This is a genomic window from Endozoicomonas ascidiicola (genome assembly GCF_001646945.1).
In the GTDB taxonomy this organism is placed as follows: Bacteria; Pseudomonadota; Gammaproteobacteria; order Pseudomonadales; family Endozoicomonadaceae; genus Endozoicomonas; species Endozoicomonas ascidiicola.
In genome coordinates this window covers 393097-413647 of record NZ_LUTV01000006.1, presented here as the reverse complement: position 1 = coordinate 413647, position 20551 = coordinate 393097, and the positions used below count along the sequence as shown (strand labels likewise).

Sequence of the window (20551 nt, the reverse complement as noted above, 5' to 3'; positions counted from 1 at the left end):
ATCATAAATTCATACGAGCCCAGTCGCCGATTTTAACGGGCTCAGTTCGCGAATATATTCCTGTTGCGCTAACCATCCCACAATCTGGTGCTGATGGGTGAAGCCGCAAACACACATTTTAATTTCGTACTGATTTTTGTCGTGGTTCAGCTCTGCGGCAAAGCTCTTCAGGTGCAAGCCATTTTCGCTGCTGCCATGGAGAACCTGCTCAAGGCATGATGGGTCGTTAACAGTGGTCAGTCGAAGATTCAGTTCGTTCACGCTTTTATACCTTTATACATAAAAAAGCCCCCGGACCGTTGAAGGTGCGGGGGCTCGTTTTTTGCTTTTCAGCTAGCCACGAGATCCCCCTCGGCACATCATAATTTTGCCGAGTTTAATAATCGTCATGAAAATCTGAGAAAGAATCATTTGTCTATGTACTACTACTTATAAAATAAGCAGGTGAACTTATAGCAAAACTGCTTCGAGCTGTAAATATTGGAAGGGTGAATTTTTCTCAAATTGGTCAAATTTGTGTGGTTCTATATGTTCAAGCAGGGGGCTTAAAGCTACCTTCAAGCTTCGTTTAACTGATTTGAGGAAGGGCTTAAGGACCCGCAGATTCATAGAGCCGTAGCGAAAGATCATTCAAACGATAGTATACCGGTCACGGCATAAGTATTTAGTGCGCTTTACCCATGTTCTTAAGGTAGAATTAGGCTCAATCAATGCGTGAAATAAGCTGGTGATTGAATGACATCATGGAATGTGGATAGTTGGAGAAGCATGCCTTTGCTCCAGCTGCCAGAGTATCCCGATCAGGAAAAGCTGACACAAGTCGAAAACAGGCTGGCTGCGATGCCGCCTCTGGTGTTTGCGGGAGAAGTTAATGAGCTGAAGAGCCGTTTTGCGGATGCTACGGCAGGTAAGGCGTTTCTGCTGCAAGGCGGTGATTGCGCTGAAAGCTTCCTTGAGTTTTCTGCGGTCAATATTCGCGACACGTTTAAGGTCATGATGCAGATGGCGGTTGCGCTGACGTTTGGCGCAGCTTGTCCGGTGATTAAAGTCGGGCGAATGGCCGGGCAGTTTGCCAAGCCAAGATCCTCTGGCACAGAAACTGTTGATGGTGTTGAGCTGCCTATTTATCGGGGCGACATCATCAACGGCATGGAATTTTCGGCGCAATCCCGCACGCCTGATCCTGAGAGAATGTTGCAGGCTTATCATCAGGCAGCGTCTACGCTCAATTTGATTCGTGCATTTGCCCAGGGAGGCTTGGCCTCACTTGAGCAAGTCCACGCCTGGAATCTGGACTTTATTTCCAGCAGCCCACAATCCGAGCAGTATACAAATCTGGCGGATCGAATTGATGAAACATTGGGCTTTATGCGGGCTTGTGGGATTTCCGCTGAAAACGCGTCAACCATTCGTGAAACGTCTTTCTATACCTCCCATGAAGCACTGCTTCTACCTTACGAACAGGCACTGACCCGCCGTGATAGTTTGTCTGGCAACTGGTATGACTGTTCTGCTCATATGCTTTGGGTAGGGGATCGTACCCGTCAGGTGGATGGTGGTCATGTAGAGTACGTGCGCGGTATTCAAAACCCGATTGGGTTAAAAGCGGGCCCAACATTGAATCCGGATGAGCTGATTCAGTTGATTGACCTTATCAACCCGGAAAACGAACCTGGCAAGTTAAACGTCATTGTTCGTATGGGAGCTGATAATGTTGAGAAAGGTCTGCCAGCATTGTTGCAGGCGGTTGAACGGGAAGGACGGCATGTGCTCTGGAGTTGCGATCCAATGCATGGCAACACCTATAAAGCCAGTAATGGTTATAAGACCCGTGAAGTGTCTAGCATTCTTGCAGAAGTCGAGCAGTTTTTTGCCGTACATCAGGCGGAAGGGACTTATGCCGGCGGTGTTCATTTTGAAATGACGGGGCAGAATGTCACTGAATGTGTCGGTGGTGCGAGAACGGTCACCGAAGATCATTTGGGTAACCGTTATCACACCCATTGTGATCCAAGGCTTAATGCAGATCAGGCTTTGGAATTGGCATTTATGATTGCTGAAACCTTGAAGAAGTGTCGCAAGCTTCGAGCTTCTTAGTGATGGATGCCGCATTTGCGGCTCTTATCGGCCTATGATGGATGTGTGTGGCAATTATGTGGAATCAGTTATTATCTGATTCTACTGTTGACATATCCATCAAAAACAATAAGATAGTCGTCGTCTTACGGGGTATAGCGCAGTCTGGTAGCGCGCCTGCTTTGGGAGCAGGATGTCGGGAGTTCGAATCTCTCTACCCCGACCATTTTCCCTTTTGTTGTTTTTATCTCTCCTGTCGTTACCTTTCTTTCTGGTTTTATTTTTTCTTTGCCCTCGCAGTTTCATTATTGCAGTTTGCGATAGAATTGTTGTTAATAAGTATTGGTACGTATCAATGTGCGATACCTGCATCTGGTTAATAATCACCCACCTTTAAATTATGTGAGACGGTCATCAAGTTGTAACAGAGCCTGAGTACTCTGAACGCTCATGACAAATCGCAGTCACTATCAATAAGAATTGAGTTTGGCCTCTGGCTATGATGAAAATTGAAAAATATACGCTCAGTGATGGGCAAGCAGGATGGCAGGCATACAGCGCGGCGGTCAATGGTCTTGGAAAAAGATTGTCCCGTCGTTTCAGTTTTGCGGCTTATGGCGAGCAGGCCTTTCAGGTTGCAGTGGATTGGGTTGAAAGTCAGTACTTCAAGGAGCCGGCGGTTATTCCCGTTCAGCATGACCGAGAAGTGAATGCGTTTAATAATGGCTTTCAGCGTTAGCTGATACAATTAACTCGATTTTTAAGTGGAAGCAGTGATGCCGCATAGCGTTTTCCTTATCGCTGCTCTCCTGACAGTTAATGTATTATCGTGTTAGATTTCCAGTGATGCTGATGGGCTCACTGGAATAAAACATGAAAGCAATAATAATTATCCTACTCAGTTGCCTGACAACTGCCGCTTACTCCGCTGAATATCGTGCACGGCAAATAGCCGAGGGTTTTCGTATACCATGGGCAATCGAGTTTCTGGATTCGGAGCGAGTGGTCATCAACGAAAAGAATGGCACTGTTACTCTCCTCAATATTCACACTGGGTTAAGGCAAACGCTTTTTGTCGTTAACTCGGTGGATGATCATGGGCAGGGTGGCTTGCTTGATGTGGCGCTGGCGCCTGACAGTGACCCTGAAAGGCCACTACTTTATTTCACCTATAGCAAGCAAACGGCTAAGGGCACAACGGTGGCATTGGCTCGTGCGCATGTAGAAAACAATCAGTTAAGCCAGTGGCAGGAGTTATTCGTTGCTGATGCGGTATCAAGCACGGGGCGTCACTTTGGTAGTCGAATAGCGTTTGCGGATGGGTATGTCTTTTTCTCCATTGGTGACCGGGGTGAGCGCGAGAATGGTCAGGATAAAAACACCCATGCGGGTTCTATCTTGCGCCTTAACCTTGATGGTTCAGTTCCTGACGATAATCCGTTTCAAAAAGCGGAAGGGTTGGCAGAAATGTGGAGCTACGGCCACCGAAATCCTCAGGGGCTTTTTTACGACGAACCAACCAGGCAGCTCTGGTCCATTGAACATGGACCAAGAGGGGGTGATGAAATTAACCTCATTAAAAAAGGTGCGAACTACGGCTGGGCGACAGTTTCCCACGGAAAAGAATATTGGGGGCCAATCAATGTGGGTGATGCAATTTCGCTGCCCGAGATGGAGGATCCGAAGCTGGTTTATATTCCTTCCATTGCGCCCGGTAATTTGATGCTTTATCGGGGCGACCAATACCCTGAACTCAATAATCATTTTTTAGCCGGTGCATTAAAATTAACGCATATTAATGTTGTCTCTACTGATGAGAGCAGGCTCTCTGAATCTCAATGATTGATGGCAGATTTGGGTGAGCGCATAAGAGACATTGCTGTCAGTCCTGATGGTTATCTTTATTTTTCCACGGACAGCGGTAAGGTTTTCTTATTGGAATCATTTTAACTTCAGGCAGTGACCGCGTCAGATTCTATAGTCGACTCTGTTTGTCAGTGTTCATAAAGCGGAACCCGTTAGTATTTTTGCTTTTTAGGTTTTGACGAGGTTCGCTTTTCGGGTAAACAGTCTCTTGGAGACTATTGTGTTTACCGATCATCTGTCTCCATAATGCGCTGAGCTTGGGAGGCTAAGAGTCGCTAGGATTCCTTTAGGGTGTCAGTTTGTCCTATCGGAGCATGCGGTTTTAAAGGTCATATTTCTCAATTGTCATCGTTAATGGCGCCGTATTCTGATCCAAGGAAGAGAGAGTTGTCTCATCACTTAGGGTTAATCATGTGATTCTGAGCGCAGTATTTATGCATGTTGTCTGAATAAATGATGAACAGCTTTCATAATCTTGAAAAAATTACAGCGGACTGGTCCATTTGGATTAGGACGTTAGTTTTTTTGCTGTTATGATCCGTTTTAATATGATTATGTGATGAAGTTCACAAAAAATTATGAGCACAATTGACCATCAAAAAACAGTGATCTGGAGTCTTTCCAGATTCAGCCAGCAAAAAAAGGCGGCAGACTTTTTTGATTCACTCAGCTCTGCATTGTGCGTTTATTCGCCGGGAGCTCAGAGTTTATACGGAAGGTACAGTGTGTACTGGGGAACGTCTCAGAGGGAGAAACTGGTGGTCATGCCTGATTTCTCAGAACATCTCTGGACTATTCAGCAGCTTGATCTCTCTGCGGCCAAACAGACGGGTATATTTCTGATACCTGGAGAATGTGTTGGCAAAGAGGGGTTTTACATTTCGGTACGTGACAGTCAGAAACGTCGAATTCTACTGCCGGCTAAAAGTGGGTTTCAGCAGATTGCCCGTCAGTTCCAAACCAAATTCGGGCAAAAGTTTTGCCCGATTGTGACTCGTGGGGATTTAAGGGAGTTTCGTCAGAGTCATCCTTATCTCCATCTTCACCATGTGGATATCTCACGAATTCCATCGGTGAGTGACATGACACGGAAGGATGTTTTGTTCATGTCTCAGGAAAAATTATCGGTTTTGCTTAATTAGTGTTGACGCCGACCAGAAAATCCGCATAATTGCCGACCACTGGCTCAGCGATGAATCAGTGATCAACGGGGTATAGCGCAGTCTGGTAGCGCGCCTGCTTTGGGAGCAGGATGTCGGGAGTTCGAATCTCTCTACCCCGACCAGATTTTAAAGGCTCGCCTGTAACGCGAGCTTTTTTAGTTAGCCGTAAGCGGATCTGAGTATTTGCCGAAATTAATCTTCGGAAGATGCGACTAATGGATCAATCGGTAAGCGAGTAAAGTATGTTGTGTTCCGGTATGGAGGCTGATCAAGTTGTACAGCCGACATGTTGTCCGGGACACTCTTACGGGGTATAGCGCAGTCTGGTAGCGCGCCTGCTTTGGGAGCAGGATGTCGGGAGTTCGAATCTCTCTACCCCGACCATTTTTGATTAGCCGACGTCATCGTCGGCTTTTTTTTGTCTGTTATTTTGTCATCATTAATTGTTCAATAGTGATGATTTCCTCATCCATCAATGGGATCTTCATACAATGAAGATCCTCTTGCATATGTTTTTCATTAGACGTACCGGTTAACACCACCATGCCTACTTTCAGAGCAAACTGAAAAATGATCTGCGGTGCAGTTAACCCAGTTCGTTGCATAATCGCTAGAAAGTCAGGTTGCTTAAAAACTGCGGTATTGGCGGTTAGAAGTGAAAACCCCTGATAATGAATACCGTGGCGCAGGCAAAGTTCACGTACGTGGGTATCCCAGCCAGAATGGGCAAAACACCGATTTTGCACCAGCATCGGTTTAATGGAGGCTCGTGTCTGCAGGTATTCAAGCTGGTCGTGGGACATATTGCTAACGCCTAGCAGCTTGATGTGCCCGGATCGATAGAAACTCTCCATGGCTTCCCATACTTCAAAATCCCGCTCGCTCAACCCTTCCCGCTGTGATGGACCGTGGAGCAAATAAGCGTCCAGATAATCGGTACCCAAATGTTCCAGTGACGACAGGAAAGACTGTTCGACCTGAGTCGTGTAACTGGCGCTAACGTCATAGGGTAGCCGCTCATCCTGACCTTCTTTGTAAGTAAACTTGCTCTGAAGGAAAAGTTGATCCCGGCTAGTGCCGCTGCTGTGGTAAAAATGCTGCAGTGCTTCACCCACGCCTTGTTCGAAGTAATGCTTTCTCTGGTTGGCTGTGTCGATAGCGGTAAAGCCATTTTCCAAGGCCTTTAGAGTAAGGTCTTTGGTGGCCGCTTCTTTCCAGGCAGTGCCATAAATAAACTTCGGCAGCAGTGTGTCGTGGAGGGGGAGCGGGTCGATAATGGATAGGTCTGTCATTGTATCCTCCCTGTCTTTTTTTTGAATAAGTGTAGTGTAGAACATCGAACGTGACATAATAGTTGGCAGATCGATTTATAACCTATGAGGCAAACGATAGGATTCAAGGGTTTCAGGACTGACTATGTTTTCGACTGAGTTATTCAAAACAAAACCTTACCGGCTTGGACTAACGCTTTCTGGCGGTGGTGCCAAGTGCATGGCACAGATCGGTCTTTTGCAATACCTTAAAGAGCAGGGTATTGCACCGGATATCGTCGCAGGCACCAGTGGTGGCGCTATGGTGGGTGCTTTGTACTGTGCTGGCTATGAGCCGGATGAGATACTAGAGTTTTTTATTTCCACTAAAATGTTCAGCCTGCGGAATCTGTCGTTTAACTCCCTTGGATTAATTGATTCGGAAAAAGCGGCAAAAAACTTAGCACCCTATTTTCGGGAAGATCGCTTTGAAGCGCTGAAAAAACCACTCCACGTGGTGGCCACGGATCTGAATCGGGCGCAGCAGGTGGTGTTTAACAGTGGGCCATTGATTAACGCTCTGGCGGCCTCTTCCGCCTACCCTGGAATGTTTACACCGCTAACTTGGAATAACACTGTGTATGCCGACGGCGGCATCATTAATAATTACCCTGCTGATCTGATTAACGACCAGTGCCGTCATCATATTGGCATGTATCTGTCACCTATTGTGTCAAGACCCAGCGAGCACTTTGAAAACACCTTTGATGTGCTGGATCGCGTTTTTCAGATTTTCAGCTCTGCCAGACAATTTTCAAATATAAGCCTACCAGAAATTTCTTTGGCGCCAGAAGGCATTGAAGATTGCAGTGCATTTATGGTGAAGCCAGATCAGCTGAAATCTATTTATGATATGGGTTACAGCGCCTCCAAAAAGCACTTTGAAAGTGAAGGCGCATTATGGTTGGAGAAAATGCAGGGTGTGGATAAAAAGAAAAGCAGTTGGTTTAAATTCCCGTTAACCAGCAATTTCGACTAAATGGCCGACAGCGTCTGATACTCCGTCAACAAAAAATGATCCGTCATGCCTGAAATATAATCCAGGATCAATCGGGTGCGGAAATACCATTCGAGATCATTGGCTTCTGCTGGTGAGTGGTTTTCTTGTTCCACCTGCTGGATGGCACGCAGGTAAGCCGCTTTGTATTTTCGGGACAGGCGATGGTTCAGGCGGTATTCAATAAAATGCTCGCTATCATCCAACTGACCAAGTTTGGCAAAGTCGTCTCTGGGTAACTCCAGAATTGGACGATAGATGTCCAATAATCCCCGCAGAGCAGCATGGCCTCTTAATTCTGGTGTTTCTTTTTCCTGACTGCTGAACACATGACGTATGGCAACGGCCTTCAGCGTTTTCAGAGCCAGATGCTGATCAGAGCCGCCATCAATTAAAGGCTCATCTAATGTGCCATTGAAAACCGCCTCGTGTTGATCCAGATACCGATTGGCGGCATAACTAACCAGATCTCTCACCAGGTGAGATCGCAGATGTCGAATAAAATCCTGTGGGTTATTACTGGCAAAGGTTTCTGCGGACTTGATCAGCTTGGGCAGATAGTCGCTGGTGGCGGAGTGTTCCTGCCAAACTTCGTTCAACCAATAGCTAAGGCCTCTCAGGGTGAGAATTCCTTTGTCCATCGCATCTTCAAGATCAGCAATGCAGTACGAAATATCATCCGCCGCTTCCATGATGTAAACCAATGGAAAACGACAGTGTTTTTCTATTTTAAGGTGCTGACAAATATCCTCAATTAAACTCTGTTCGGAATAATAAAATCCGGGTTTCTTCTGGCGATAGTGAAATCCTGTTTGTGCATCCTGGTAAGGTGCTCGAGTGTATTTGATGGTCGCTGCCAGTTGTGACCAGGTGAGATTCAGAGATTGCAGGCTGTGTATGATGCGTAACCCTTGCGCATTGCCTTCAAACACACAGAGGTCTGGGAAAAGAATATGGGTAAATAAGGCCGAGTGCCCATTTTGGTCGTGAGAATCTGGCTTACCCTGCTGGATCATCGTTTGTCTGGCGATGGCTTTGTGATGGCAAGCTTGACCATGCTCCTGAACCCAGCGACTGAAGGCCACTTCACCAAAGTGCCCAAAAGGTGGGTTGCCCACATCGTGTAACAGGCAGGACATCTCAACAAGATTGGTAAATGCCGTTTCGATACCCGCCAATCCATAGTTTGCTAATTTTCCGCTGTGTTTCAATTGGTCAAGAATGGTTTTTGAAAGGTAGCGTGCGGTTTGTTGTACTTCCAGAGAATGAGTTAAGCGACTTCGGACGGAAGCATTGGTTTCCAACGGATAGACTTGAGTTTTCTGCTGAAGTCTTCGGAGTGCAGCGGATTGGATAATACGACCACGGTTACTTTCCGTTTCTGTAATCAGATCTCTTGGCTGGTCGTGCGTCCGGGGTTGAGGGCGATCGCAGGTTAATTTTGAGCGGTAATCAATGGTATCCATAGTTGGCAGCCAAAAGAGTTGATAGATAAGAGATTACCATATCTTTCGGCTGCAGTTGGTTGAGTATAAAGATGTTGTGGCAAGAGGGACTTAAGAAGATGAAAGCGGTGCTCAAAAGACCTTTTTGGTTTCCGCTTTTACTTTATCCCAGAATGAAGCTTTAGGGTTTCGGTTACAGAACTGAAGTAATGTTGGCCGGATGGTCTCCATGCCTTCGGTATCAAAGTTTGTTCCCTCTGGTTTGCCGGCTTTGCTGTAAGCTGTTGCCCAGGCAATGGCATAAGGTTGGTAGTTTTCTTGTAGCGAGATGAAGTCTTCACAGGTCCAGCTTGATATGGGTTTGGCGGGTTTTCCGGAGGAGGGATCTGCTTTTTGTTTCGTTGCAGCATGTGCATTGATGGACAGTACAATAACCGTAACGGCAAGGCCAGAAAGTTTAAGCATCATTAATTTACCCTTTTAACATTCCATAAACAGGCCATTGCCAGTGTAGTCTATAACTATTCATCACGAATAATTTTAATCAAATAAGGATGCTGTGTGATGAGTCGGCGTGTGTGTCTGGTACAGATTTTCTTTGTGGCGTTGTTCGTTTTTAGCCATTGTGCGCAGGGTGGTTTTTTGCCTTATCGCTATACGGTGCCAGAAGGCAGTGTTGGAGTTTTCAGAAATCAGGGTGTTTTTTACGGTGAGGTATATCAACCAGGAACCTACAGCGCATGGCCAAGAGACGAGGGTTTTTCCATCAGTATTGAGCCCGTGGTAAGGCTTCTTCAGCGTGTCCCTTGTGTGACGGTGGAAGGGTTTAGTCTTTCGATTCCTGAACTCATGGTTAAGCATCAAATTACACCTGAATCTGTATTGCCAGTGGTGACAAATTATGGCGCTAAGTATGAAGAGTCACTGGTGGTTGAACCGGTTATTCAGGGAGTGCGTCATCTTTGTCGGCAGATGACCATCGAGGCCCTCTTTTTGACTGAGTTTCCTCTGTTCAAACAGCGGCTGAAAGAAAGGCTTGAGCAGGCACAAATTGACAAGAGCACCGGGTTAACAATTGAAACCCTTGAGTTGGCTCGCCCGGAAATTCCTGAAGAGGTAATGGAAACGTATTTGATTCCACGGCTATCAACCTCCGTGTGCCAGGCGCCTTATGAGATTTTTCACACATTGGAAAGTGAAAGGGATGCGCGGGAGCGGTTATGTGGGGGAGAGACTGCGGATGTTGAACTCTTGCCAGTTCCAGCTGAGGTTGAAGAATTAATAAGACTCGATAATTCTGAAACTGATATTGATACAGTGTATTCAATTCCAGAATTCAGTTGGGCAGTTGAAGAGTCAGCCTCAAAGATCATTCGGGATAATGTTGTGGAAATGCCTGTAAATGAAGCCGTTAAAAAAGAAACTGTTCACATTGAAACGGTACCCTTACCAGAACCGGTTAACCCCAAACGTGATATGAGTACTCAGCATTCTGATTCGGATAACCCGGCAGCAAAGAAACAGAAGTTCTGGAAGAACCGGAATGGTCAGCTCTATCTTTCTCTATGACAGAATTAAGGTCATGTGTAGCTCGCTAATTCTTCAATAATGCTGTATAAAAAAACAGTGTTTTGAAATGGTGTGATTGGACTGATCCTGAATGCGCTTGTTTATTGCTGAAAAGCCCAGTCTGGGGCGAGCCATTGCTGATGTGCTGAAAAAGCCTTTGAAAAGGCATGAGGGCTATATCGAATCCGCATCGGGCGATGTGGTGACGTGGTGTATCGGTCATCTGTTAGAGCAGGAAGAGCCAGAGGCTTACGACCCGGTTTATAAAACCTGGAAGCTTGAGCACTTACCCATAGTGCCTGTTCAGTGGAAACTTCGTCCAAGAAAAGGTGTACGAACCCAGTTGTCGGTCATTGGAAAGTTGCTCAAACGTGCAGACATTGTGGTAAACGCTGGAGACCCGGACCGTGAAGGTCAGCTGCTGGTGGATGAAGTGCTTGATTACCTGAAAATGTCACCTGCCCGAAAAAAAGAAGTCCGTCGTTTATTGATCAGTGATCTGAATCCTTCAGCAGTCTCTCAGGCGCTTGGGCGTATGGCTTCTAATCAAGATTACGTTCCTCTGGCGGTTTCAGCCCTTGCCCGTTCCCGTGCCGACTGGCTTTATGGCATAAACCTTACCCGTGGTTGCACGTTGTTGGGTCGTAAAGTGGGTTATAACGGTCTGCTTTCTATTGGACGGGTACAAACCCCGATTCTTGGGTTGGTGGCTCGTCGGGATGAAGAAATAGAACACTTTCAACCTAAGCCGTTTTTTGAAGTGCTGGCAATGCTGGTCACTGACCAAGGGGAAACCTTCAAAGCCAAGTGGATTCCCAGTGACTCTTGTCAGCCCTGGATGGATGAAGAGGGCAGGGTGCTCGACCGGCGACTGGCGCAAAATGTTGTAGATCGTGTCATCGGAAAGCCCGGAACGGTGCAGCGAGTCGATGATAAGCAAGGGAAAGAAACCCCACCATTACCCTATTCTTTATCCGCGTTGCAGATTGATGCCGCTAAGCAACTAAAAATGGACGCCAAAAAAGTACTGGATAGTTGTCAGCGTCTTTATGAGCAAAAGCTGGTGACCTACCCGCGCTCGGACTGTCGTTATCTTCCAGAAGAACATCTGCAGCAAGCGCCAGAGGTATTGGCGGCGGTTCGACATAATGCCTTTTCATTAAGTAAGGCGGTTGATCAGGCGCTGCCAGATCGAAAAACATCGGCGTGGAATGATAAGAAAGTAGGCGCTCACCACGCCATTATTCCTACCGCGTTAAGAATGGATCTTGAACGTTTGCCGGAGATGGATCGAAAGCTCTATCAATTGATTGCACGACAATATGTCGCACAGTTCTACCCGGATCATCGTTTCAGAAAAAGAACCGTTGATGTTGAAATAGAAAAAGGATTGTTCCGCGCCACCAGTCGCCAGACCGTGGAAGAAGGTTGGAAGCAACTGATCCAGACCGGTAAAAGCGATAAAAACTCAGGGGCAGACGCAGAAGAACAAGCGTTTTTGCCAGAGCTTAAAAAAGGCGATGTTCTTAATTGCAAAGACGCTGAGCTGAAAGAAAAACAGACTCAACCACCCAAGCCATTCAATGATGCTTCATTGCTTTCTGCAATGACGGGCATTGCACGATATGTTCAGGACAAAGATATTCGTAAGGTGCTCAGAGACACCGATGGGTTAGGTACAGAAGCCACGCGAGCCAATATTATTGAACTGTTGTTTAAGCGACAGTTTCTGGAAAGGCGTGGGCGGAACATTCATGCGTCTGCTACGGGAAGGGCGTTGATCAAGGCGCTACCGGAAGCCATTACGACTCCGGATATGACGGCCCGTTGGGAATCTGCATTGAACAGCATTGTTGAACGAAAAGGCAGCTATGCACAGTTTATGGGAAACCTTGATTATGAGCTGCGAGCCTTGTTAACAAAAACCATGACGGATGGGCTTCCAACCGTGGCAGGAATCGCAGCGCCCACCAAACAATCGTTCAAACGAAAAGGTCGTAAACGAGCGACAAGTGCTCGCAAGAAGGCGTCATAAGGCAAGTGGTATTTAAGAAAATACCAGCACACGTCATTCTCGCGCAAGAGGGTGTCTCGCAAAACTCCAGAAACCTCGTTCCCATGCTTCGCGTGGGAATGCATACCCTTGAATTTCAATGAGTTAGAAATATGGGTTCCCACGCACAGCATGGGAGCCAGAGCTTTTGCGACAACCTCGAAGGCGGGAATCCATCACGACGGTGGATCTCCGCCTTCGCGGAGATGACGATGGTATAATCTTCTCTTCCAGCTCCCTAAGCTCTGTTGGCATAAGAATCTATAAAAACCACTTAACGAATAAATGCGTCGAATACTGGTCTGAGTTGCCTTTATAACCCAGGCCAAGCCCCCAGCTTTTATCAACTTGATACTCGGCACCGGCAGTAAAGAAGTTGGTTTGAGCGTCAGTTTTCTCTTCATACTCTTGATGAATGTAGCCGGAATACAGCCACAGCCCTCTTTCCAGATGGTAGCGTGCAGAAATAGAGCCACTGTACACGGTGGTTCTTTCTTTCGCTTCATTGGTGTCTTCAATCAGGCGGTTGATCAGTGAGCCGCTGGATAATGCAGGCAGTATGTGAAAGCGCTCAGTTGGCTGGAGAAGTAAGCTGAAACCGGCAAAATAGGCGTTGCTTTTGATGGCAGTGTTGTCAGCAAGTTCACCTCTATCCACCTGTGAGTAGGCGTAGCCGGCATTAAGAATAAAGGGCGACGATGAGAGTCGATAGGCTGCATTGATGTACCAGGCGGTTCCATCAATAGATTCCACTCCCTGGCTTTGTTGATTGTACCCAAGCCCTGCATTAATAAATGAGTAGTTATAGTCTTCGAAACCCATAGCGAATGAGGGTAGGAAAAATGCAATAAGAATAAATGGAATGCGGAAACTCATGGGGTAACCTGTAAAAGTAACTCAAGCTCAATACAGAACAATGACTTTCAGGTTGTTAAAAAGTTCCATTGATTTATCGGTTGTTTTCAATGGACTGACAAACAATCCCATTAAGAAAGAAAACTTCCCGATAGAATTTTCTATCGGGAAGCTACTCAGATCAGTTCAACTCAGCTCATTAAATCTCAGCAGCCAATCGGCAACCTTGATTAATAGCCCGCTTGGCATCCAGTTCAGCCGCAACGTCAGCGCCACCAATCAGATGAACCGTTTTGCTCTGAATGTTATCCGCCAGTTCGCGCATAGGCTCCTGACCGGCACAGATCACCACGGTATCCACTTCCAGCAACTCCGGCGCGCCAGCAATGGATAAGTGCAGCCCTTGATCATCAATTTTGTGATACTCACAGGATGGAATCATCTTCACACCACGGTTAGCCAGAGAAGAACGGTGAATCCAGCCAGTGGTTTTACCGAGCTTGGAGCCCGGCTTACTGCGTTTACGCTGCAGCAGAAAGACTTCTTTCTCTGTCTTGTGATGTCCGGACTCTGGCAGCAGGCCACCACGGTTTTCCATTTCCATATCCACGCCCCATTCTTTCATAAAGGCCGGGATGTCCAGGCTGGTGGATGGGCCTTCCTGAGTGATCAGCTCACAAAGGTCGAAACCGATTCCGCCAGCACCGATAACGGCAACTTTCTCACCAACGGGTGCGCCTTTAAAGACGTCCAGATAGTTCAGCACTTTGGCGTTATCAAAGCCTTCAATATCCAGCTTTCTTGGCGCGATACCCGTGGCGACAATCACTTCATCGAAATCGCTGTTATCCAAATCCTGAGCGGATACGCGCTGGTTCAGTTTCAGTTCAACGCCGGTTAACTCAATCTGACGTTTAAAGTAACGAATCGTTTCTTCAAACTCTTCTTTGCCGGGCACTTTTTTGGCGATGTTAAACTGCCCGCCAATCTGATCAGCCGCATCAAACAATGTCACCTTATGACCACGGTAAGCGGCAGTGGTCGCAAAAGCGAGACCAGCTGGGCCAGCACCAACAACCGCTAGCTTTTTAGGCTTGTCCGTTGGCAGGTAATTCAATTCTGTTTCGTGACAAGCTCTTGGGTTGACCAGGCAGCTGATGGCTTTCAACTCAAATACGTGATCAAGGCAAGCCTGATTACAACCAATACAGGTGTTGATTTCATCCGACTTATTGTCGGCGGCTTTGTTCACCCAGTCGGCGTCGGCCAGTAATGGGCGAGCCATGGACACCATATCCGCATCACCTCGGGCCAAAACTTCCTCGGCGGTTTCCGGCATATTGATTCGGTTAGAAGTAACCACTGGAACATTTAGCTCTTTACGGATTCGTGCAGTCACCCAAGTGAAGGCGGCGCGAGGCACAATAGTGGCAATGGTAGGTACGCGAGCTTCGTGCCAGCCGATGCCGGTATTGATGATGGTGGCGCCGGCTTTTTCGATCTCTTTACCCAGCTGAACGATTTCATCCCACGTACTGCCACCGTCAACCAGATCCAGCATGGAAAGGCGATAGATAATAATAAACTCTTTGCCAACGCGCTCACGGGTTCTGCGAACCACTTCAACGGCCAGGCGGATACGCTGTTCATATTCGCCGCCCCACTCATCTTCACGGTGGTTGGTGCGCTTAACGATGAACTGGTTAATGAAGTAACCTTCAGAACCCATGATTTCAACACCGTCGTAACCGGCTTCTTTAGCCAGTGCCGTGCAGTTAACAAAGTCGTCTATCTGTCCTTCAACTTCCTCTGCCGACAGTTCTTTTGGTTTGAAAGGGTTGATCGGTGCTTGAATGGCACTGGGCGCAATGCTCATTGGATGATAAGCATAACGACCGGTGTGCAGAATCTGCATACAGATTTTGCCGCCTTCTTTATGCACAGCATCGGTCACTTCCCGATGATGTTCCACATCTTCCATGGTTTTCATCAGGGCTGCGCCGGGCATGCCGCCGCTTTCCATATTCGGTGCGATACCGCCAGTGACGATCAGGCCAACACCACCGGCAGCCCGTTCGGCATAAAACTTCGCCAGTCGTGTAAAGCCGTTAGGTTGTTCTTCCAGGCTGGTGTGCATGGAACCCATCAGAACGCGGTTCTTCAGAGTAGTGAAGCCAAGATCTAGTGGCTCCAGAAGGTGTGGGTATTGAGTTGTCATTGTATTTTCCCCATTACGTTAAAACGTGATTCGCAAATTATTATTCTGTGACGGCTTTCTTTAAGAGAAGGGCTCTTCAACTGGCCAGAGATCCTGATATTCGGGTTCTGATTTCTGCATCTTGGCCTGAAAACCCACCATCATTTCACCGGGCTGGAACATACCACTCTGCCAGGCTGCCATGTATCTCAAAGAATCGGAAACACTATGATCTCTGGAAAAGTTGATCACTTCTTTGCTGCCCATCACGGCCAGTGGTGAATTGCTGGAAATCTGTCGTGCAATACCCATAACATGAGCCATCAGACTTTCCTGATCCGCAAAGACCGCATTCACCAATCCGGTTCTTAAGGCTTCATCGGCAGGTAGTTTACGAGCGGTGTAGGCCAGTTCTCGAACAAGACCTTCCGGCATTAGCTTGCCAAGGCGCTGCAAAACACCGAGGTCGGCCGTCATACCCAGTTCCGTTTCTTTAATCGAGAAATAGGCGTCTTCGGTGGCATAACGGCAGTCACAGGCACTGACAAGATTGATAGCGCCACCAATACAACCACCATGAACCGCCGCCAGCACTGGCATGCGAACTTCTTCCAGAACGTTAAAGCATTCCTGAAGCTGAAGCACGGTACGACGAAGATTCTCACTTTTACGACCCAGGTCACCGGAAATCATTTTTTGATTAGGCGACATAAAGACAGTGAGATCCATGCCGGCTGAAAACATCTTGCCTTCGCCGGAAATGACAATCACCCGGGTGCTACCTTCTTCGTCTATCGCTCGGATGGCTTTGGGGAATTCCAGCCAGAACTCTCGGTTCATGGCATTGCGTTTGTCTGGACGGTTGAGGATAACCTGCGTGACAGGACCCTCACGTTCAACTCGAAGTGTGGTGTAGTTCATAGGATCAGATCTGACGTTTAACCGCTTAGTTATTCGGCATAAGCCGTTTATTTTTGTTTCGCTTAACTCATCTGGACGATGTCAAGATAAAGAGTCATTTTGACAGTGTCAAGATTATTTTCAATCTCCTTTGGATAACATCATAAGGTGTTGAACAAAAGAAGTCAGGCGCAGTTTACTGCGCCTGATATGATGAAAACTAGTGATTCAAACAGAGATTTAAAACTGCTGGTTAAACTCTACTCGCCAGTCCCAGTCATCATTCATTTCAGTATCTGCATAGTTACCGAACAACCGCACATTCTGTCTGGGGTTGAGTTGGTAACTGGCGGCGATTTCATGATGGACGCCATCCATCATGTCGGACATGAAGTCATTGTTGTTAAAGGTGTTGATAAGCATTGGATTGTAATTCAGCCAGATATTATCTGTCACAGTTACCTTGCTGTAGGTGCCAATAACCATAAAGCTGGATGGAATTGCGTATCCTATGCTGCCTATTTCATTCTCCTGACCACGAATCTCCGCGCTATCGGTTAGTGTTAAGCCGACGCCGGCCAGTGGATAGAATTGCACTGAGCCGATTGCTGGTAATGCCTGAATAAAACTGTACGACATGCTTCCGGTATTGTTGTTGAAATCCCAGTTTGCATCAATCTGGGCTCCGCGCCCGTTGGTGGTATCCAGCGTGAAGTTGCGAAAACGGGCTGAGTTGATAGAGTCATTACCATCCAGCCCCAGAGTCTCTCCACCGAAGCCTTTGATCTCGATGATATTCATGGCCATGGTGTCTGGATTACCGGTGTCGTAAGTATTGCCAAATTTGAGGTTCAGGCCGTCATTGGTGATGCCAGCCCCAGCCTGCGTATATACAGCCAAAGGGTCGGACATATCCTGTACCTCATCAGCTATAACCGGCACAGTGATGAGTGCGGTGGTTACAGAAAATATGATCGACGACAGTTTATTCATAAGGGACATGCAGCAGTCCTTTTAGGTTTTTAACGTAAAGTCAGCTACTCAACCTGATAGGGCAGGTTAAGTAGCTGCTAGATTGATGGATGAAGGGATGGTCAGGGCGTAACGATGTTGAACCAGAAAGGAAACACATCCAGCAGAGCAATGAACTGATTCACTTTGTCTTTATCTCCAAGGACTTGAACATCGCCTGCATCAATGGCATCGCTCACTTTGGTTTGCTGAAGGTTGATGGCATCCAGAACAGATCTATCCAGCTGAATGGTTGCCTGAGGGTTATCCATTTGTTTATTCATGGTGTAGTTGAGCACACCGTTCTCAACGTTTAGAGTGAACCGCTGATTAATATCGGGCATCACGACATTAAACGACAACTCTTTACCTGCGGCTTTTGGGTGGTTGAGTCGTACACCGAGATAATCCAGATAGGTTTCTAAATTCAGGTTCTTCACTATATCCGGGGAACTTGTGTTTGGTGTAGCAGCAGCCATCACACCTTGTCGAAGCTCTTTGGCGCCAGACAGGTAAAAGTTCCGCCATGGGCCACTTTCTGCCTGGTAACCCATCTGTTCCAATGTATCTGCCAGCAGGTTTTTGGCCTCTTGATTATCGGGTTCTGCAAAGACGACATGGTTCAGTGCGGTGGCCACCCAGCGGTATTCACCATCAATAAAATCAGCCCGGGCTTTTTCGAGTATATTGTCGGAACCGCCCATGTATTCGATAAACTTCTGACCTTCTTCCACAGGTGGCAGTTCATTCAGCTCGGCAGGGTTTCCAGAGAACCAGCCGTAGTAAAGCTGATATTGAGCCTTGGCATTATGACTGACCGAGCCGTAATAACCCCGGTTGGCAAAACCAGACGACAGGCTTTCTGGTAGTTTTACGCTCTCGGCAACTTCCAGCATAGTCATGCCGTGGTTGGCGAGGCGTAGTGTTTCATCGTGGATGTAACGGTAGGTATCACGCTGCCCTTCCCAGTAATCCACAATGCGTTCATTCCCCCATGTTGGCCAGTGATGGCTGCCAAAAGATATTTCCACCTCGTCGCCGTAGTTCTCAATGGTCTGTTGAATGTATTTAGACCAGTCCAGCCCGCTTCGAACTTGTGCGCCTCGCAGAGTGTAGAGGTTGTGCATGGTTTTGTTGATCTCTTCCGCCTGCATCAACGCATTGAATTCAGGCAGGTAGAACATCAACTCGGCGGGCGCTTCGGCACCCGGGGTGTACATGAATTCCATTTCGACGCCATCGATATTAAGGTGGGTAGGTGTATGACCGATCTCTATGGTCGGTTTAACAATGGTGAATTCTCCAGAGGAGGTGGTGGTACCCAGGCCAGAACCCAATGTCCCGGTTGGACTCTTTTCCAACAGGTTGCCATACATATAACTGGCTCGACGGCTCATCTGGTTACCGGCCATCAGGTTTTCATTGACCGACTCTTCAAAGAAATGATCCGGTGCAATTACAGGCACTTTTCCAGAATCAATGTCTTCTTCGGAAATTACCCCTCTTACGCCACCAAAATGATCTCCATGACTGTGGGTAAGAATCACTGCGGATACCGGCAAGTCTTCTACTTTCTCCCGAACTAATTCCAGTGCAGCGCTGGCGGTTTCAGTAGACAACAATGGATCAACAATAATCCAGCCGGAATCACCTCGGATAAAGCTGATGTTGGCCAGATCCCAGGCACGAACCTGGTAAATACCTTCGGTAACTTCAAACAGTCCGCTGGTGGCGTTCAGAATACTTTGACGCCACAGGCTTGGATTCGTCGTATCGGGTGCTTGTCCTTCAAGAAAGTTAAAGCTGCTCATGGAGTAAACAGGTTTTCCATTGCTGCCGAGAATTTCTCCGCTTGCGAGGTCAGCTATAAAACCACGATTAGCATCAACAAAATCTGAAGTATCTGAGAATGGCAGGCTTTTTTTGACGTCAGCATTTACTGTCGTGGTGATGGCGGTTGCTGATTTTACTTCATAGTCAGTTGCTGAGCTGCTCATGATGGCATGAACAGGACTGGCTGCGATCAAGCTGGCAATAATGGTTGAAAGAATAGAACGCTTCATAAAGAGCCTCTGTCTATTTGAAAGATGGTAGGCTTTGATGCCTGGGTGCTAAAGACAGGGGTACTGTAATGAATCTATCGAAGGGGATCATTGCAGCTGACTGACAGCGTGGATTAAGCAGTGCTTAATCCAGAGGCTCGGGCATGGTAGTGATGCCGGATGTGATTTTTTGGATTAACCATTGAAGGCCATGGTCGTTTTCCCGGGCGCTATGCCAACTCAGGTATACCGGAAGCTTTTGAGCATCAAAGGGAAGATCAAAGCGATGAAGGTGTAAGGCATCGGCATATTGCAAAGCCAGTTTTTCTGCACACATACAAAGCCAGTCAGTGGCTGCGGCCATGACCATCAGATTAAGCATTGAGTCATTTCGATAAACGATATCCCGGGCGGGTAGTGGTTGCGTTGAGAGAGATTCAACGAAGAAATTATTCTGCCGGAAACTGTTTAGTGCCGTATGAGGCTCCTTGAAAAAATGGTGAAAGTCCGAAAGCTGCTGAATTCTTGGGTGATGTCGGGCGCAGACGGCCACCACATTTTCAGAGGTGACCAGACGATGATGAAAGCCAGGAGAGTCAAGAGGATAGGATGTTATGATGAGATCAACACTTCTGAGGCGCAGGGCATCGTGCCTTTCTTCTTCTAAATGAAGCCCGGGCACCCATTCGCAGGTGACATTGGGCGCTTCCCGTTTAATTTGTTCGTAGCTGTGTTGAATGTAGAGCAGATCGTAGTTCTGATCGCTGCCAATGAAAAAAGTACGCTGGCTGGTTTCAGGGTCGAACTGATGTTTTGTGGTAATGCTTTGCTCAATAATGCCAAGGTGAGGCGTGATTTCCTGGCGAAGAGAGGTTGCCGTCGCAGTGGGAGCAATACCTCGCCCCTGACGTACAAATAATGGCTGGCCTATCTGTTTGGAAAGCCGGGTTATTGCCTGGCTGACGGCCGGTGCTGTCATATCTAGCCGCTCAGCGGCTAAGTTTACGGCACCAGTTGTATAGACAACATCAAACACTCTTAACAGATTTAGATCAGGCAAGGGCATG

16 protein-coding genes, 3 tRNA genes and 1 pseudogene are annotated in these 20551 nt (G+C 47.3%); 10 read left to right on the top strand and 10 right to left on the bottom strand.

Translation table 11 applies throughout. The features are described from left to right. Nucleotides 1-9: 9 nt before the first annotated feature. A complete protein-coding gene (locus AKL11_RS25320) occupies nt 10-261 on the bottom strand; it encodes a hypothetical protein (RefSeq protein ID WP_157673659.1) in 252 nt (83 codons plus the stop codon). A gap of 474 nt (nt 262-735) precedes the next feature. Between AKL11_RS25320 and AKL11_RS18705 the strand changes: the two genes are divergently transcribed. The 7 genes and pseudogenes from AKL11_RS18705 to AKL11_RS18675 all read left to right on the top strand — a co-directional run bounded on the left by AKL11_RS18705 (nt 736) and on the right by AKL11_RS18675 (nt 5489). Then, a complete protein-coding gene (locus AKL11_RS18705; RefSeq protein WP_067520305.1) occupies nt 736-2097 on the top strand; it encodes a class II 3-deoxy-7-phosphoheptulonate synthase in 1362 nt (453 codons plus the stop codon). A gap of 128 nt (nt 2098-2225) precedes the next feature. Continuing rightward, nucleotides 2226-2302: transfer RNA gene (locus tag AKL11_RS18700), tRNA-Pro, on the top strand. Nucleotides 2303-2575: 273 nt separating this feature from the next. Further along, on the top strand, nt 2576-2815 hold the full coding sequence (locus AKL11_RS18695; protein WP_067520303.1) for a hypothetical protein: 240 nt from the start codon (nt 2576-2578) through the stop codon (nt 2813-2815). Between the two features lie 134 nt (nt 2816-2949). Beyond that, nucleotides 2950-4026: pseudogene (locus tag AKL11_RS18690) on the top strand (PQQ-dependent sugar dehydrogenase). 494 nt (nt 4027-4520) lie between these two features. Then, a complete protein-coding gene (locus tag AKL11_RS18685) occupies nt 4521-5084 on the top strand; it encodes a hypothetical protein (RefSeq protein WP_067520301.1) in 564 nt (187 codons plus the stop codon). Nucleotides 5085-5150: 66 nt separating this feature from the next. After that, a tRNA-Pro gene (locus AKL11_RS18680) sits at nt 5151-5227 on the top strand. A gap of 185 nt (nt 5228-5412) precedes the next feature. After that, nucleotides 5413-5489: transfer RNA gene (locus tag AKL11_RS18675), tRNA-Pro, on the top strand. 41 nt (nt 5490-5530) lie between these two features. Here the strand turns inward: AKL11_RS18675 and AKL11_RS18670 are convergent. Further along, nucleotides 5531-6397 (bottom strand): aldo/keto reductase family protein, encoded by an 867-nt coding sequence (locus AKL11_RS18670; protein ID WP_067520299.1) that lies wholly within the window; start codon nt 6395-6397, stop codon nt 5531-5533. A gap of 124 nt (nt 6398-6521) precedes the next feature. On the opposite strand from AKL11_RS18670, the gene AKL11_RS18665 reads away from it, so the two are divergent. After that, nucleotides 6522-7394 carry a patatin-like phospholipase family protein gene (locus AKL11_RS18665; protein WP_067520298.1) on the top strand — a complete coding sequence of 291 codons (873 nt, stop codon included), beginning with the start codon at nt 6522-6524 and terminating at the stop codon, nt 7392-7394. Here the strand turns inward: AKL11_RS18665 and dgt are convergent. Together dgt and hdeA are read right to left on the bottom strand one after the other, a co-directional pair. Then, the gene (gene dgt, locus AKL11_RS18660) at nt 7391-8878 is read right to left on the bottom strand and encodes a dGTPase (RefSeq protein WP_067520296.1); all 1488 of its coding nucleotides are present in this window, start codon (nt 8876-8878) and stop codon (nt 7391-7393) included. The two genes, AKL11_RS18665 and dgt, sit on opposite strands and share 4 nt — an antisense overlap. Before the next feature lie 111 nt (nt 8879-8989). After that, complete coding sequence (gene hdeA / locus AKL11_RS18655; protein WP_095210517.1) at nt 8990-9325, bottom strand: acid-activated periplasmic chaperone HdeA; 336 nt, start codon at nt 9323-9325, stop codon at nt 8990-8992. Nucleotides 9326-9421: 96 nt separating this feature from the next. Between hdeA and AKL11_RS18650 the strand changes: the two genes are divergently transcribed. Both AKL11_RS18650 and AKL11_RS18645 read left to right on the top strand, forming a co-directional pair. After that, nucleotides 9422-10426 carry an SPFH domain-containing protein gene (locus AKL11_RS18650; protein ID WP_067520294.1) on the top strand — a complete coding sequence of 335 codons (1005 nt, stop codon included), beginning with the start codon at nt 9422-9424 and terminating at the stop codon, nt 10424-10426. A gap of 91 nt (nt 10427-10517) precedes the next feature. Continuing rightward, nucleotides 10518-12461: a DNA topoisomerase III gene (locus AKL11_RS18645; protein WP_067520292.1), complete on the top strand. Its 1944-nt coding sequence runs from the start codon at nt 10518-10520 to the stop codon at nt 12459-12461. Nucleotides 12462-12740: 279 nt separating this feature from the next. Here the strand turns inward: AKL11_RS18645 and AKL11_RS18640 are convergent, their stop codons facing one another. The 6 genes from AKL11_RS18640 to AKL11_RS18615 all read right to left on the bottom strand — a co-directional run bounded on the left by AKL11_RS18640 (nt 12741) and on the right by AKL11_RS18615 (nt 20544). Then, on the bottom strand, nt 12741-13355 hold the full coding sequence (locus AKL11_RS18640) for a hypothetical protein (protein ID WP_067520290.1): 615 nt from the start codon (nt 13353-13355) through the stop codon (nt 12741-12743). Nucleotides 13356-13533: 178 nt separating this feature from the next. Next, nucleotides 13534-15552: an NADPH-dependent 2,4-dienoyl-CoA reductase gene (locus AKL11_RS18635; protein WP_067520288.1), complete on the bottom strand. Its 2019-nt coding sequence runs from the start codon at nt 15550-15552 to the stop codon at nt 13534-13536. 60 nt (nt 15553-15612) lie between these two features. After that, nucleotides 15613-16452 (bottom strand): crotonase/enoyl-CoA hydratase family protein, encoded by an 840-nt coding sequence (locus AKL11_RS18630; protein ID WP_067520286.1) that lies wholly within the window; start codon nt 16450-16452, stop codon nt 15613-15615. Between the two features lie 219 nt (nt 16453-16671). After that, nucleotides 16672-17433: a hypothetical protein gene (locus AKL11_RS18625; protein WP_095210516.1), complete on the bottom strand. Its 762-nt coding sequence runs from the start codon at nt 17431-17433 to the stop codon at nt 16672-16674. Nucleotides 17434-17525: 92 nt separating this feature from the next. Further along, entirely contained in the window at nt 17526-19505 is a 1980-nt protein-coding gene (locus AKL11_RS18620) for an alkyl/aryl-sulfatase (RefSeq protein WP_067520284.1), read from the bottom strand. 124 nt (nt 19506-19629) lie between these two features. Beyond that, nucleotides 19630-20544, bottom strand: coding sequence for a LysR family transcriptional regulator (locus AKL11_RS18615; RefSeq protein WP_172807329.1), 915 nt, complete (start codon nt 20542-20544; stop codon nt 19630-19632). Nucleotides 20545-20551: the final 7 nt, after the last annotated feature.

Coding starts and splice junctions, on each gene's coding strand:
- AKL11_RS18705 (WP_067520305.1), top strand. CDS start 736: ATGACATCATGGAATGTGGATAGTTGGAGAAGCATGCCTTTGCTCCAG.
- AKL11_RS18695 (WP_067520303.1), top strand. CDS start 2,576: ATGATGAAAATTGAAAAATATACGCTCAGTGATGGGCAAGCAGGATGG.
- AKL11_RS18685 (WP_067520301.1), top strand. CDS start 4,521: ATGAGCACAATTGACCATCAAAAAACAGTGATCTGGAGTCTTTCCAGA.
- AKL11_RS18670 (WP_067520299.1), bottom strand. CDS start 6,397: ATGACAGACCTATCCATTATCGACCCGCTCCCCCTCCACGACACACTG.
- AKL11_RS18665 (WP_067520298.1), top strand. CDS start 6,522: ATGTTTTCGACTGAGTTATTCAAAACAAAACCTTACCGGCTTGGACTA.
- dgt (WP_067520296.1), bottom strand. CDS start 8,878: ATGGATACCATTGATTACCGCTCAAAATTAACCTGCGATCGCCCTCAA.
- hdeA (WP_095210517.1), bottom strand. CDS start 9,325: ATGATGCTTAAACTTTCTGGCCTTGCCGTTACGGTTATTGTACTGTCC.
- AKL11_RS18650 (WP_067520294.1), top strand. CDS start 9,422: ATGAGTCGGCGTGTGTGTCTGGTACAGATTTTCTTTGTGGCGTTGTTC.
- AKL11_RS18645 (WP_067520292.1), top strand. CDS start 10,518: ATGCGCTTGTTTATTGCTGAAAAGCCCAGTCTGGGGCGAGCCATTGCT.
- AKL11_RS18640 (WP_067520290.1), bottom strand. CDS start 13,355: ATGAGTTTCCGCATTCCATTTATTCTTATTGCATTTTTCCTACCCTCA.
- AKL11_RS18635 (WP_067520288.1), bottom strand. CDS start 15,552: ATGACAACTCAATACCCACACCTTCTGGAGCCACTAGATCTTGGCTTC.
- AKL11_RS18630 (WP_067520286.1), bottom strand. CDS start 16,452: ATGAACTACACCACACTTCGAGTTGAACGTGAGGGTCCTGTCACGCAG.
- AKL11_RS18625 (WP_095210516.1), bottom strand. CDS start 17,433: ATGTCCCTTATGAATAAACTGTCGTCGATCATATTTTCTGTAACCACC.
- AKL11_RS18620 (WP_067520284.1), bottom strand. CDS start 19,505: ATGAAGCGTTCTATTCTTTCAACCATTATTGCCAGCTTGATCGCAGCC.